The sequence below is a fragment of the Flavobacterium quisquiliarum genome, assembly GCF_019308285.1.
GTDB classification, from domain to species: Bacteria; Bacteroidota; Bacteroidia; order Flavobacteriales; family Flavobacteriaceae; genus Flavobacterium; species Flavobacterium quisquiliarum.
This window is the reverse complement of sequence record NZ_WWEM01000033.1, coordinates 320,146-333,675: the sequence shown is the minus strand read 5'-3', so window position 1 is coordinate 333,675 and position 13,530 is coordinate 320,146. Positions and strand designations below refer to the sequence as shown.

Sequence of the window (13,530 nt, the reverse complement as noted above, 5' to 3'; positions counted from 1 at the left end):
TCAGAATCTCAGAATCTCAGAATCTCAGAATCTCAGAATCTCAGAATCTCAGAATCTCAGAATCTCAGAATCTCAGAATCTCAGAATCTCAGAATCTCAGAATCTCAGAATCTCAGAATCTCAGAATCTCAGAATCTCAGAATCTCAGAATCTCAGAATCTCAGAATCTCAGAATCTCAGAATCTCAGAAAAAATCAACAATCTAAAATCTAAAATTTCTAAATGGGTGCTTTTGTAATTAGTAAGCGGTTTAATGATGAATACAAATTTACGTTTACTTCTCGAAGAGGAAAAGTAATTTTTACGAGTTTGAGTTATGAGCTGCGATTTGAGTGTGAAGAAGATATTGAGAAATTTAAAGCAAATATTGAGCAGGCAAGGTTTTTGAAATTTAAAGGTTCTGGAGGGAAGTATTTTTTTAAATTGATGCTTGGGGATGCTCACTTTGCTACAAGTCGAAAATATAGTACGGAATTGCTTTTGCAGAAAGGAATTAAAGAGATTGTGACTTATTCTTCTAGGTCGGAAATTTTAGATTTTTCTTCGAGTGAATCAATTTTTGGGGATGAAGATATAGAAGAGGAACTTGAAGAGGCGGCGGAATAGAAAAAAAAGCGTTTGCAGTTGCAGACGCTTTTTTATTTGGGTTTGATCATTTTTTTTTAAAATTGATCATAAAAAAAACCATCTTCTAAAGATGGTTTTAAAATCGTTAGAACTTAGGTTCTAATTATTTTTTTACTTCTTCTACTTTAGCAGCAGCAGAATCAACTTTAGCAGCAGCAGAATCAACAGTTGCAGCAGCAGAATCAACAACAGCAGCAGCAGAATCAACAGTTACAGCAGTAGAATCTACAGCAGCTTCTGTAGCAGCAGCGTCAGCTTTTTTACAAGATACAACAGTTAAAACAGCAACAACAGCTAAACTTAAAAATACTTTTTTCATCTTACTTTATTATAAAAGGTTAATTATTAATTCGTGGCAAAGATATAAATTTTTTAATACGTAAAATATTTTTTCACTTTTTTTTTAAAATATTTTCCTTACTCACGATTATCTTAGTTATCAAATAATATGCCAAAATATGAAAAATAATATATATTATTGTATGTTTTGTGTAAATTATTTTTTGTTGAAAATTCTATCGTTGTTTTGGCTCTTTTAATTGGATTTGTTGTGGTTTGTTTTGTTTTTTAAGCGTTTTTGTAAATAATCATGTTTTCTGAAAACAGGTTTTAGTCAGTTTAATTTTCATAAAAACGTCTTAGATTGCTTTGTAATTTACTATTTGATAGCCTGTAAGACGTTTTTTAATATGGTTTCAGTTGCTCCTTTGTTGCTTTGAATGAACGATTTGCATATTTCACTTTTCTCTTTAAAGAAAGAACTGTCGGAAAGTAATTTATCAAAAATTGCTTTTAATTCATTTGTATTGGAAATAACGGTACATCCTTTTAATTCTACCAGAGAAACGGCCTCGGCAAAATTGGCGTAATTGGGGCCAATTACTATTGGAATTCCAAAGGTCGCTGGTTCTAAGATGTTATGAATTCCTGGATTTCCGAATCCCCCTCCAATATAAGCAATTGTTCCGTAGCTGTAGATTTTTGTTAAAATTCCAATAGTATCAATTATAAAGACATTGTACTTAGATAAATCTTTATTTTCTTTTTCTGAAAATAAAATAGTCGGTTTTTTAAGTTGTGATTTAAGATTTGAAATCTGATCTGCTTTAATGTTATGCGGTGCAATGATAAATTTTACGTTTTCAGGCGCTTGATTAATGTATTCAGCAATTAAAACTTCATCTTTTGGCCAAGAACTTCCAATTACAATAGTTTGTTGATTGTTTTTAAAATTTTCGACATAATCAAGAGAATTATCTCTTTCTAAAATTGCGGCAACTCTATCAAAACGAGTATCGCCAGAAACAATTACATTATTAAAACCAATAGCTTCAATTTTTTGTTTTGAACTTTCATTCTGAACAAAGAAATAAGTAAAAGCTTTTAAGGCATTTCGATAAAATCCGCCGTACCATTTAAAAAACATTTGGTTGTCTCTGAAAATACCAGAAATTAAATAAGTTGGGGTTTTGCTTTTTTCCAGCTCTTTCAAATAGTTGAGCCAAAATTCGTATTTGATGAAAAATGCAAATTCTGGGTGTACTAATTTTAAAAAACGTTTGGCATTGCTTTTAGTGTCAAGAGGAAGGTAGACTGTAGCATCAGCAACTGTGTTATTTTTACGCACTTCGTATCCAGATGGAGAAAAAAAGGTTACAATTATTTTATGAGAAGGGAATTTTTCTTTGATTTTTTCTATAACAGGCAGGCCTTGTTCGTATTCGCCAAGCGAAGCAGAATGAAACCAAATGGTTTTGTCTTCTGTTTTGATTTTTTCTTCCAATATCGAAAAGACGTTTTTTCGGCCTTCAATAAAAAGCTTAATTTTCGGACTAAATAGTGCTATTATTCTTAAGAAAAATCCTGCGACGTATAGGGTTAGGTTGTATAAAAAAAGCATGTAATTTTTTTTGTGGCTAAATTACATTTCTTTCTACTATTTTCATTGGTTTGAAGCTATTAATAACTATTTTTGTTCCTCCTTTTAGAGATTTCTGTCTGAAATAGAGTCTTTAATTTTAAACATTATTCAAAAATGAAAAAAATACAAATGGTTGACTTAAAGAGTCAATACGAAAAAATAAAATCTACCGTAGACGCTTCAATTCAAGAAGTTTTAGATACCAATACCTATATTAACGGACCTTTAGTTCATCAGTTTCAAAAAAATCTTGAAGACTATTTGGGGGTGAAACATGTTATTCCTTGCGCAAATGGTACCGATGCTTTACAGATTGCCATGATGGGGTTAGATTTGAAACCAGGTGACGAGGTTATTACAGCCGATTTTACTTTTGCGGCTACAGTTGAGGTAATTGCCTTGTTGCAATTGACTCCAGTTTTGGTTGATGTTGATTTGCATAACATGAACATTGATGTTGAAGCACTAAAAAAAGCTATTACACCAAAAACAAAAGCAATTGTTCCGGTTCATTTATTTGGACGTGCCGCAAACATGGATGCGATTATGGAAATTGCTGCTGAGCATAATTTATATGTAATTGAAGATAATGCACAAGCAATTGGTGCTGATTATATTTCTAAATCTGGTGCAAAAACAAAAGTTGGTGTAATTGGACATGTTGCGGCAACTTCATTCTTTCCTTCTAAAAACTTAGGTTGTTATGGAGATGGAGGAGCAATTTTTACAAATGATGATAAATTGGCTCACATCATCCGCGGAATCGTAAATCACGGAATGTACGAGCGTTACCATCATGATGTTGTGGGGGTAAATTCTCGTTTAGATAGTATTCAGGCTGGAGTTTTAAATACAAAACTTCCTCTTTTAGATGAGTATAATGCGGCGCGTCGTTTAGCTGCAACCAAATACAATGCGGCTTTTGCTGGAAATGCAAAAATTATTACTCCTGATTTTGATGCAAACGAAAATGATCACGTTTTCCATCAATATGTGTTAAGAATTTTAGATGCTGATAGAAATGCTTTAATGCAGCATTTGTTAGACAAAGGAATTCCTTGTGCTATTTATTATCCAATTCCGTTGCACTCTCAAAAAGCATATCTAGATCCTCGTTACAAAGAAGAACAGTTTCCTGTTACAAATCAATTAGTGCAGGAAGTAATCGCTTTGCCAATGCATACAGAGCTTGATGATGAGCAGATTAAATTTATAACTGATTCTGTTTTAGAATTTTTAAATAAATAAAATATGAGAAGAGCTGGTCTTTTAATTTTGATGGTATTTCTTCAGTTTTCGGTTTTGGCTCAAAAAACGAATTCTAAAGAAGAGAACGCTGTGAGTAGTCAAGTGGAAATATTGCGTCAAGCAATGATTGATGCTGATGGTGCAAAATTAAAAGCTTTAACTTCAGCTCAGTTATCTTACGTTCATTCTAATGGTAATTTTCAAAACCAAGCTGAATTTATAGACGGAATCGTAAGTGGTAAATCTGATTTTGTGTCAATTGATTTTCAGAATCAGACTATAAGTGTTCAGAATGATGTGGCTATAGTTAGGCATGTTTTGTCGGCTCATACCAAAGATGATGGAATAGATAGAGATATTAAAATAGGGATAATGCTGGTTTGGCAAAAGCAAAAAAACAAATGGATTCTTATTGCTAGGCAGGCTTATAAATTAACTACATAAAAAACAACCGCAAAATGAAAGTATTAGTAACAGGAGGACTTGGGTTTATTGGATCTCATACTGTAGTCGAATTGCAAAATGAAGGCTATGACGTAGTGATAATTGATAATCTTTCCAATTCTTCAGAAGATGTTTTAGGTGGTATTACAGCCATTACGGGAAAAACACCTTTGTTTGAGAAAATTGATTTAAGAGAAAAAAGTGCCGTTCAGGATTTCTTTAAAAAACACAATGATGTTACAGGAGTAATTCATTTTGCTGCTTCAAAAGCGGTTGGTGAAAGTGTTGAAAATCCATTGTTGTATTATGAAAACAATATCAACAGTTTAGTGTATTTATTGCAGGAATTGAAAGAAAAACCAGAAGCTAGTTTTATTTTCAGCTCTTCTTGTACAGTTTACGGACAAGCCGAAAAAATGCCTATTACAGAAGATGCTCCAGTTCAGGTAGCAATGTCTCCTTATGGAAATACAAAACAGATTGGAGAAGAAATTATTACAGATACTGCAAAAGTTACCAACATCAGCGCTGTTTTATTACGTTATTTTAATCCGATTGGAGCACACGAATCAGTTCAAATTGGGGAATTGCCTTTGGGAGTTCCTCAGAATTTAGTTCCGTTTATTACACAAACAGGAGTTGGTTTACGCCAGGAATTATCTGTTTTTGGAAATGATTACCCAACATCAGACGGAACAGCTGTTCGTGATTACATTCACGTAGTGGATTTAGCAAAAGCCCACGTAATTGCCTTACAACGATTATTAAATAAAAAGAATTTAGCAAAAGTTGAAACTTTCAATTTAGGAACAGGAACGGGAAGTTCTGTTTTAGAAGTGATTCATAGTTTTGAAAAAGTTAGCGATAAAAAACTGCCGTACAAAATTATGCCTCGCCGTGAGGGAGATGTTACGGAAGCTTATGCAAATACAGATAAAGCAAATAATGTCTTAGGATGGAAGGCTGAACTAAGTTTAGATGAAGCTATGGCTAGTGCTTGGAAATGGGAACAAAAAGTGAGGAATAAATAATTTTTAATAAAATTATAAATTTTTAAGATCCCAGATTATAGTAATATAGTTTGGGATCTTTTTTTAATGGTATTTTTATGAAACAAAATTTAGATTATAAATTAATATTTTCTCTTGCCGCTGTTGGAATTATTTGGGGAACAACGTTTTTAGGAATCCGCGTTGCGGTTGAAACTATTCCGCCTTGGTTTGTAACTTCAATTCGTCAGGGTCTTGCGGGATTAATTATGATGACCATTTTATTATTCAAAAAAGAATTAAAATGGATTGGATGGGAGAATTTTAAACAACAGCTTATTGCTTCAGTTTTAATGCTTGTGATTGCAAATGGTTTTACGACAATTGCAGAGCAGAATATTCCTAGTGGACTGGCATCGGTTATAAATGCGCTGACTCCAATTCTTATTTTCTTAGGAAGTATTCTTTTTAGATTGCAAAAAATGAGTTTAAAAGGATTTGTAGGTGTAATTATTGGATTTTCAGGAGTAGTTTTTATCTTTAAAGATGGACTCGGATCATTTTTAGATGCTAATTATAGAACAGGAATGATGTTTATGGGATTTGCAATTTTAGCTTGGGCAGCTGGAACAATTTATACCAAAACGCATGCTAATAAATCGAAAAATATAACGCTCAATTTGTTTTACCAATTTATAATCGCATCTTGTATTCAGTTAGTTTTGGCTTCGATTTTTTCGCCAAATCCAGACTTTAATTCTTGGAGTTCAAAGAGTGTTTTTGCGGCTTTGTATTTATCTGTTTTTGGTTCGGTGATTGCTTTTTTCTGTTATAATTACGCTTTAAAACATGTTACAGCAGTTCAGGTTTCTATTTTATCTTATGTAAATACAATAATTGCTGTTTTTCTAGGCTGGTTGCTTTTGGATGAAATAATTACAGTTGATTTTATTATTGCTACCGTGCTTATTATTCTTGGAGTTTTTATTGTAAATTATAAGAAGAAGGAAAAGAAAGCTTTGTAAATTTTGATTCAATTTATTTTTATAAATTTGTAAGAATTAAAAATGTAGGAATTATGAATTCGGATAATGAAAATGAAAAGAAAAATAAGGTTGAAGAACCTGCAACTGACTACGAAACTCAAAAAACGAAATTCAAAGGAATTGACCGTGAAACTTTTGATTTTGATGCTGAATTTGCAAAGGGATTAACTCCAGAGCAGGCAAAAGCAGAATCGATTAGAAGGATTAGAGAATGGTGGGGGAAATAGGAGTTATTTATACGCCAGAGGTAATACAATTTTTAGATGATTTGGTTATAACTTTATATAAAGAAGAGTATTTTGGCTTCATAGAATCTGCGGAAGAATATGTTTCTAATATCTACGATGCTGTTTCGGAAAGAATAAAGAAATTTCCTCAAAAGAAAACCCCGTATTCGTTGCAGTATTTAGGAGCTGATTATATTTTTTATAAATCCAATTCAAGAACCACTTGGTATATTTTCTTTGAAAAAAGAAATCAAAATTATTTAATAACCGGAATTTTAAATAATCATAACGAAGAAGCAAAAGAGCTATAAAAACAAAATCCTCATAAACCAATTAAAGGCTATGAGGATTTTTTATTTATAAAGCAGTAACTGAAAACTGTGACTGCGACTGAATACTAATTAAGCATTAGCCGTAGCAGCTTCTTTATCAATTTTGTTAATCAAACCAGTTAAAACTTTTCCAGGACCAACTTCAGTAAACAAAGTAGCACCGTCGGCAATCATTTGTTGTACAGATTGCGTCCATTTTACAGGAGCGGTTAATTGAATGATTAAGTTCTTTTTAATTTCTGTAGCGTCTGAAACAGCGTTTGCTGTAACGTTTTGGTAAACTGGACAGCTTGGAGTAGAGAAAGTAGTTGCTTCGATTGCAGCTGCTAATTCTTCTCTTGCAGGTTCCATCATTGGAGAGTGGAAAGCACCTCCAACTGGTAAAATCAGCGCCCGTTTTGCTCCAGCTGCTTTCATCGCTTCACAAGCTTTTTCAACTGCTGAAGTTTCTCCTGAAATTACTAATTGTCCTGGGCAGTTGTAATTTGCTGCAACCACAACACCGTCGATAGAAGCACAAACTTCTTCCACAATATTATCAGCTAAACCTAAAACTGCCGCCATTGTAGATGGAGTAATTTCACAGGCTTTCTGCATCGCTAAAGCACGTTGAGAAACTAATTTTAAACCATCTTCAAAAGATAAAGTTCCGTTAGCAACCAAAGCTGAAAATTCGCCTAATGAATGTCCTGCAACCATTTCTGGTTTGAAATCTTCTAAAGTTTTCGCTAAAATAACAGAGTGTAAAAATACAGCTGGCTGTGTAACTTTAGTTTCTTTTAGTTCTTCGGCAGTACCTTCAAACATGATATCTGTGATTCTGAAACCTAATATTTCATTAGCTTTTTCAAATAATTCTTTGGCTAAAGCCGAATTTTCATAAAGGTCTTTACCCATTCCTGTGAATTGCGCACCTTGACCTGGAAATACGTATGCTTTCATTTGTCTAATTTAATTTTTGCTTTTTTTTAAAATTGAAAATTAGTTTCAATTGGTGCGCAAAAGTACTATTTTTTTAGCTTGTATAATCCTTAAACATATAAATCCATGCTAATCTTGAAAATCTCAGATTAAAAGGAGTGAATAAAACAATTGCAGCGACGATGATTGGAAAGATTCTAAAATCAAAATTCTTTTCAAAGAAAAACTGTGCAATGCAATACGTTGCAATTCCCTGAGCCACGGTTAATCCGTAGTTTACGTACATGGCGCCAAAGAAATAACCTGGTTCTTTTTGGAATTTGTAATGACAGTGACTACAGTATTCATTCATTTTGGGAAAGCTAAAATTCAGAAAAATGTTTTTATCTGTAAATACTTTTCCTTTGTGACAAACAGGACATTCGTTTTTAAAAATATGAGTTAATGCATTTGACATGATCTTGCTATTTTTTGTTTATACAAAAGTAAATCAGAGTTTTATAAATCTCTTTTTTATATCTTCGCTTATTATAGCACAATAAAGACATTTTTGATTTAAATTTCAAAAAATAAAATCCAAATTCCAAAATGAAAAAGTATCCCATTTATAGTGTTCAGAGCTTTAGCTGTAACGATATTCACAGGGATTTTTATGTGAATACTTTTAAAGAACATTTAAAAAGCCACAGTTTTGTCGAAGAACCGCATCGGCACGATTCGTATTTGATGGTGTTTTTTACTAAAGGCTCTGGATTGCATGAAGTCGATTTTGATCAGTTTGAAATAAAAAGAGGGAGTCTTTTTGTGTTACAGCCAGGACAAATGCATCATTGGAGTTTGTCCGGAGATATTGAAGGCTTTGTAATTATCTTTTCGCAGGAATTGTATAATTTGTATTTCGGACAGAAAAAAATCAACGATTATAATTTTTATCACTCTATTCATAATAGACCGGAAATGGTTTTTGAAGAAAAAGAACTTCCAAAAATCCTTCCGTATTTCGATCTGCTGATTCAGGAAAACAGTCAGGACAATAAATTTCAGTTAGATAAATTACTAAATCTGCTAGACTGTATTCATATTGAAGTGTCAAGAAAATACAGTGAAACTTATTCGCATCAAACTCATTCGTACAACATTAAAATCAACAAGTTCGAATCGCTTTTAGAAGAATATTTCAGAACAGAAAAACTGCCCTCTTTCTACGCAGAAAAATTAAATATCACGCTAAAACATCTAAACAGAATCTGCAATGAAATTCTTCAAAAAACAGCCACAGAAGTGATCACAGACCGCGTAATCCTAGAAATAAAACGAATGCTAATCGACAAACAATTAGCGGTAAACGAAGTAGCTTTTAAAGTAGGCTACGAAGATTATTCCTATTTCTCCCGATTCTTCAAAAAACAAACAGGAATCTCGCCAACAGAATTTAGAAACACTGTGCGTTGATTTTTTTAGCCACGAATTCACGAATTATTTTTTATTTTGCCATAGATTAGAGGATTTTCACAGATTTAATCCAAATTATCATTTTAATCTGTGGCATTAAATATTTCCAGCATTTCGGATAAATAAATTCGTGAATTCGTGGCTAACAAAAAAAGCTCTGCAAAATGCAGAGCTTTTAATAACCAACCAATTAAATCTAAAACCTGATTAGGCTTGTTTTACAAATTGTAATTCAATGTTCAAACGAACTTCTTCGCCCACTAAAACACCTCCAGTTTCAAGAGCTGAGTTCCAGTTTAAACCCCAATCTTTACGATTGATTTTTCCTTCTATGCTTAAACCTACTTTTGTATTTCCCCAAGGATCAGTCATGATGCCGCTAAATTCAACCGGGAATTTTACTGTTTTAGAAACACCTTTAATGTCTAAATCTCCAGTTAATTCATATTCTCCATCGTTGATTTTTTTGAAAGCAGAAGATTTGAAAGTTAATTTTGGATGATTCTCAGCATCAAAGAAATCACCGCTTCTTAAATGTCCGTCACGATCTGCATTTGCCGTGTCGATTGAAGCGATATCCGCAGAAAAACTGAAATCTGCATTATCAAAACTATCTCCTTCTGTGATTGCAGAAGCATCATAAGTTCCAAATTTTCCTGAAACATTAGTAAACATCATGTGTTTAACTTTAAAACCAATTTCTGAGTGAGTTGGGTCAATTGACCATTTTGTAGTTGCCATAATTTTATTTTTTAAATAATTAATTTCATTGTGATAGGACAAAGTTACGGTGACAGTTGTCCTGAAGCACTTAACCTAGATTAAGAAATAAAAAATGCGATAAGTTTTTGGTTATCACATTTTGTGTAGAGACCTAACAGGTTTTTAAAATCTGTTAGGTTTTTTGGTTATTTATTGTTTATTCATATAAAATGTCAACGCTCCCGATGGACATTTGTTAATAGTAGAAATTATTTTTTCAGTTGTAGATTGTTCTGGAGTAATCCACGGTTTTTCTTTTGGGCGAAAAACATCCGGATTGTTTTTGACACAATTGGCCGAGTGAATACATTTTCCAGATTGCCATACAATAGTAACTTCTCCGTTTGTATATTCTTTAGTGAGGTTATTTGGGTTCATGGTTTAAAATTTTAAGGATTAGTTTAATTTTAAAGTCAGACCAATTTTTTTATTATAAAGTTAGCCTTTCTTTTTTAAAATTGCACAAAAAAGAAACGATAATAGTCTGATTAACAGATTTTTTATCGTTTCAAGGTACAGGTAAAAATATTGTTTTACGAATTAATAATTCATCGGAACATCCATTAATAAAAATTCAGCATCTGTATTCGCTTTAATGTTTAAAATGTCAGTTCCTGAAATTCCAACTGCATCACGGCTTTTTAATTCCTGACCGTTGATCGTAACATTTCCTTTTAAAACGAAAGCATAAACTCCGTTTCCTTCTTTTTTGATTTTGTATTCAGTTGCGATTCCGGCATCAAAATTCCCCATGTTGAACCAAGCATTTTGGTGAATCCAAACTCCTTCATCATCAGCATTTGGAGATAAAATTTGAGATAATTTATTATGTCTGTCCGCAACATCCAAAGTAATTTGTTGGTAACGTGGCGTAACATTTCTTTTGTTTGGGAACAACCATATTTGCAGCAATTTAGTCTGTTGATCTGCATTTGGGTTAAACTCACTGTGTTGAACTCCAGTTCCAGCACTCATAACCTGAATATCACCATTTTTGATAATTTCAGTATTTCCCATGCTGTCTTTATGAGCCAAATCTCCTTCAAGCGGAATCGTAATAATTTCCATATTATCATGAGGATGCGTTCCAAAGCCCATTCCGCCCGCAATCGTATCATCGTTCAAAACACGAAGCGCTCCAAATTGAATTCTGTCTGGATTGTACCAGCTTGCAAAACTAAAACTATGATAAGCGTTCAGCCATCCGTGATTTGCATTTCCTCTTGATTCTGCTTTGTGCAATACTATATTTTCCATGATTTTGTCTTTTATTTATTTTGATAGTACAAAGATACCACCACGGTAAGCGAAAAGCACTTAATCTAGGTTAAGAAAAGATTCTAAGGAGCTAAGGTGCTGAAAGGTTAAGTTTTTTTTGGAGCAGAGATTTTAGTTTTCAAAAGACCATTAGTCCCGCTATCCGTTACAATCTTTTGTGTCTCGTTAAAGAAACGAGACACAAAAGGATTTCCACTTCTATCGGGGCTAGATTAGAGGTTTTTGTTTTCAGAAGTTTTGTTTTGGACGTAAAGTATAATCGTATAGTTTGTCAGGAATGACAAGTATGCGGATAGGAAACAGAATAAACTATTTAATCCTAATCAATTTTCCTTTTCCGGTTATTACATCAAGATAATTTGCAACAGGACTTTGCTTGTCGTGCATAAAAAAAGGAATCGTATCTTTTGTAATCTGATCTTTTGGAATGGTAATAATCAAATCGGTATTAATGAAATTATCCAGCAATATTGCATTGCCATAAGATACTTTTCCTTTTGGCAGGAATTTGTTATCAAACTTAAAAACACTATCGTTAAAAGTAATTTTGTCTTTCAGGATATAAGAACCTTCGTCTTCAATCAAATAATTGTAACGGCCAGTGAGCTTATCTGTTTTCTGGTTGAAGTTGATGAAAAACAGAGTCATTATTAAAGCAAAATATTTCATAAGATTCTAACTGTATTGATTGATAAACTGCTGCACCACCAAATCTGTATTCTCATGGCGTTTTTTTCTTTCTAAAACTACAGGAGGAGCAGCTCTTTCTAAACAATCCTGAACGGCACAGGTTTCGCAAGTTACACCAACAATTCTTTTGACCAAAGGTTTGCCTTCAATAAACTTGAATTTCTTTTTCATTGTTGGATTTATCAAGATCCCAACAGAAATACTTCGAATAGTATCATGCAAAAAAGGATCTTTTGTAGCCGATGAAAATACTAAATATTCGTTTCCGCTATTCGCGTAACTAGATATTTGTGCATCAAAAAAATGAGATTTGTTTTGTTTGATGGCTTCGTCAATTGTTTTTACTGAAACCCATCTTCTGCAATAATGTTCGTTGGTTTCGTTAGCGTGCGGTTCCTGCTGATGTGTAATGTGTAATTCTTTGTTGATTTGATAGACATCAGAACCAATTCGGTGTGATAATCTTAAAAAGAAAAGATTCTTTAATTGGAAATCCTTTGGCAGTAAATTAGTCAATCGCTGATAAAAAGATTCAGGCGAAACCTCAAAACTTTCAATTAACTGAACAAATTCCTCGGGTTTTGGATTTTCATTTTCTAAAAAAGAATTGATTTTATCGACAACTAATTTTCTGGGAAGTATTAAAGCACCTGCAAAATAAGAAGCGTAGAAATTGTTTAAAACTTGATCAAAATTGTCAAATTTAATCCAGCTGAAAGTCAGTAGACGATCTGATATTTTTAGATAATTATAGGCAATTTCTTTTGCTAAAATAAAAGCTTTCTGCGGCGCATCGAGTTCTGTAGAAAGTAATAAAGTCTTGCTTTTTGGAACATAAATCGAACGTAAATCGCCCAATGCTTCCTGATCGGTAAAAGCAATGTCTTTAATGATGTATTCGTATTCTTCTTTTAAAATGGCTTCTAATTCCTCAATGCTGATTTTAGAATCCAGATTAATCTGAAAAGACTTTGAAAACGAAATTACTTTCTCTTCTAAATCTTCAAAATAATTGCTGTGCGCTTCCTGATACGAACGTAAAGAAGCCAAAAAGAAACTTTCACGGCTTAAATTATAATGCTGGGCAATTTCAAAAATTGTACTGATAAACGCATTAACTTTTGCCGGAGCATTGGCAATAATATCAATTAAATCGGCTTCCTGAATTCCAAATAACTCTAGCGGAATCTCTTTTAAAATTCCGGATTTTAAGATTTCTCCAATAGGAGCAAGGTTGTTATCAAGTTTTAATGATACCATTTGGTCGTAAGTCACGTCCAAATGTTCGCATAGCAGCAAAATTTTATCTGTTTTTGGATATTTTTTTCCCTTTTCAATCTCGTTTAAGTACGATTTTGAAAGATTGGTCAATTTGGCTAAGCCAAAAAGCGAAAGATTTTTTTGAATCCTAACCTGCTTTAGTTTTAGCCCAAATATCAGCTTTATATAGTCTTTTTCGATATCCATAATATCAAATGTAATCGATTTAAAAATAATCGCCAAAAAAATATTTTTAAATTTTAGCGAACGTTCGCTATTTTTATCAAAAACTTTTTGTAACATTGTGGTGTAAAACTTATTAGCTATTAATTT

Annotated in this window: 18 protein-coding genes; 9 read left to right on the top strand and 9 right to left on the bottom strand. The window is 32.8% G+C overall.

What is annotated here, in order from left to right; all coding sequences use genetic code 11:
• Both GSY47_RS16850 and GSY47_RS16845 read left to right on the top strand, forming a co-directional pair.
• Positions 1 to 206: hypothetical protein (locus GSY47_RS16850; protein ID WP_219071487.1), on the top strand; the 206-nt coding region annotated here is incomplete at its 5' end.
• Between the two features lie 16 nt (positions 207 to 222).
• Positions 223 to 606, top strand: a complete 384-nt coding sequence (locus GSY47_RS16845; protein ID WP_179001499.1) for a DUF1508 domain-containing protein — start codon at positions 223 to 225, stop codon at positions 604 to 606.
• A 124-nt stretch (positions 607 to 730) separates the two neighbouring features.
• On the opposite strand, the gene GSY47_RS16840 is transcribed toward GSY47_RS16845, so the two are convergent.
• Both GSY47_RS16840 and GSY47_RS16835 read right to left on the bottom strand, forming a co-directional pair.
• The gene (locus tag GSY47_RS16840) at positions 731 to 946 is read right to left on the bottom strand and encodes a PG1828 family lipoprotein (RefSeq protein WP_091492463.1); all 216 of its coding nucleotides are present in this window, start codon (positions 944 to 946) and stop codon (positions 731 to 733) included.
• A 339-nt stretch (positions 947 to 1,285) separates the two neighbouring features.
• Positions 1,286 to 2,527, bottom strand: coding sequence for a 3-deoxy-D-manno-octulosonic acid transferase (locus GSY47_RS16835; RefSeq protein WP_179001496.1), 1,242 nt, complete (start codon positions 2,525 to 2,527; stop codon positions 1,286 to 1,288).
• A 135-nt stretch (positions 2,528 to 2,662) separates the two neighbouring features.
• Between GSY47_RS16835 and GSY47_RS16830 the strand changes: the two genes are divergently transcribed.
• From GSY47_RS16830 to GSY47_RS16805, 6 genes are all read left to right on the top strand, one after another.
• The gene (locus GSY47_RS16830; RefSeq protein ID WP_179001494.1) at positions 2,663 to 3,796 is read left to right on the top strand and encodes a DegT/DnrJ/EryC1/StrS family aminotransferase; all 1,134 of its coding nucleotides are present in this window, start codon (positions 2,663 to 2,665) and stop codon (positions 3,794 to 3,796) included.
• A gap of 3 nt (positions 3,797 to 3,799) precedes the next feature.
• On the top strand, positions 3,800 to 4,240 hold the full coding sequence (locus GSY47_RS16825) for a nuclear transport factor 2 family protein (protein WP_179001492.1): 441 nt from the start codon (positions 3,800 to 3,802) through the stop codon (positions 4,238 to 4,240).
• A gap of 14 nt (positions 4,241 to 4,254) precedes the next feature.
• Positions 4,255 to 5,271, top strand: a complete 1,017-nt coding sequence (gene galE / locus GSY47_RS16820; RefSeq protein WP_179001490.1) for a UDP-glucose 4-epimerase GalE — start codon at positions 4,255 to 4,257, stop codon at positions 5,269 to 5,271.
• Between the two features lie 77 nt (positions 5,272 to 5,348).
• Positions 5,349 to 6,254: a DMT family transporter gene (locus GSY47_RS16815; protein WP_179001488.1), complete on the top strand. Its 906-nt coding sequence runs from the start codon at positions 5,349 to 5,351 to the stop codon at positions 6,252 to 6,254.
• 53 nt (positions 6,255 to 6,307) lie between these two features.
• Positions 6,308 to 6,502: a hypothetical protein gene (locus GSY47_RS16810; protein ID WP_179001486.1), complete on the top strand. Its 195-nt coding sequence runs from the start codon at positions 6,308 to 6,310 to the stop codon at positions 6,500 to 6,502.
• On the top strand, positions 6,487 to 6,813 hold the full coding sequence (locus GSY47_RS16805) for a hypothetical protein (protein WP_179001484.1): 327 nt from the start codon (positions 6,487 to 6,489) through the stop codon (positions 6,811 to 6,813). Before GSY47_RS16810 ends, GSY47_RS16805 begins: the two co-directional genes overlap by 16 nt.
• 90 nt (positions 6,814 to 6,903) lie before the next feature.
• On the opposite strand, the gene fabD is transcribed toward GSY47_RS16805, so the two are convergent.
• Together fabD and GSY47_RS16795 are read right to left on the bottom strand one after the other, a co-directional pair.
• Positions 6,904 to 7,776 (bottom strand): ACP S-malonyltransferase, encoded by an 873-nt coding sequence (gene fabD / locus GSY47_RS16800; protein ID WP_179001482.1) that lies wholly within the window; start codon positions 7,774 to 7,776, stop codon positions 6,904 to 6,906.
• A 73-nt stretch (positions 7,777 to 7,849) separates the two neighbouring features.
• Complete coding sequence (locus GSY47_RS16795; protein ID WP_179001480.1) at positions 7,850 to 8,212, bottom strand: DUF983 domain-containing protein; 363 nt, start codon at positions 8,210 to 8,212, stop codon at positions 7,850 to 7,852.
• 131 nt (positions 8,213 to 8,343) lie between these two features.
• Between GSY47_RS16795 and GSY47_RS16790 the strand changes: the two genes are divergently transcribed.
• Positions 8,344 to 9,207, top strand: coding sequence for a helix-turn-helix domain-containing protein (locus tag GSY47_RS16790; RefSeq protein ID WP_179001478.1), 864 nt, complete (start codon positions 8,344 to 8,346; stop codon positions 9,205 to 9,207).
• Positions 9,208 to 9,414: 207 nt separating this feature from the next.
• Here the strand turns inward: GSY47_RS16790 and GSY47_RS16785 are convergent, their stop codons facing one another.
• From GSY47_RS16785 to GSY47_RS16765, 5 genes are all read right to left on the bottom strand, one after another.
• Positions 9,415 to 9,948, bottom strand: a complete 534-nt coding sequence (locus GSY47_RS16785; RefSeq protein WP_179001476.1) for a YceI family protein — start codon at positions 9,946 to 9,948, stop codon at positions 9,415 to 9,417.
• 171 nt (positions 9,949 to 10,119) lie between these two features.
• Positions 10,120 to 10,347 carry a (4Fe-4S)-binding protein gene (locus GSY47_RS16780; protein ID WP_179001474.1) on the bottom strand — a complete coding sequence of 76 codons (228 nt, stop codon included), beginning with the start codon at positions 10,345 to 10,347 and terminating at the stop codon, positions 10,120 to 10,122.
• A 162-nt stretch (positions 10,348 to 10,509) separates the two neighbouring features.
• Positions 10,510 to 11,226: a pirin family protein gene (locus GSY47_RS16775; protein ID WP_219071486.1), complete on the bottom strand. Its 717-nt coding sequence runs from the start codon at positions 11,224 to 11,226 to the stop codon at positions 10,510 to 10,512.
• A gap of 330 nt (positions 11,227 to 11,556) precedes the next feature.
• A complete protein-coding gene (locus tag GSY47_RS16770; protein ID WP_179001470.1) occupies positions 11,557 to 11,916 on the bottom strand; it encodes a hypothetical protein in 360 nt (119 codons plus the stop codon).
• 6 nt (positions 11,917 to 11,922) lie between these two features.
• On the bottom strand, positions 11,923 to 13,404 hold the full coding sequence (locus GSY47_RS16765; protein ID WP_179001677.1) for a helix-turn-helix domain-containing protein: 1,482 nt from the start codon (positions 13,402 to 13,404) through the stop codon (positions 11,923 to 11,925).
• Positions 13,405 to 13,530: the final 126 nt, after the last annotated feature.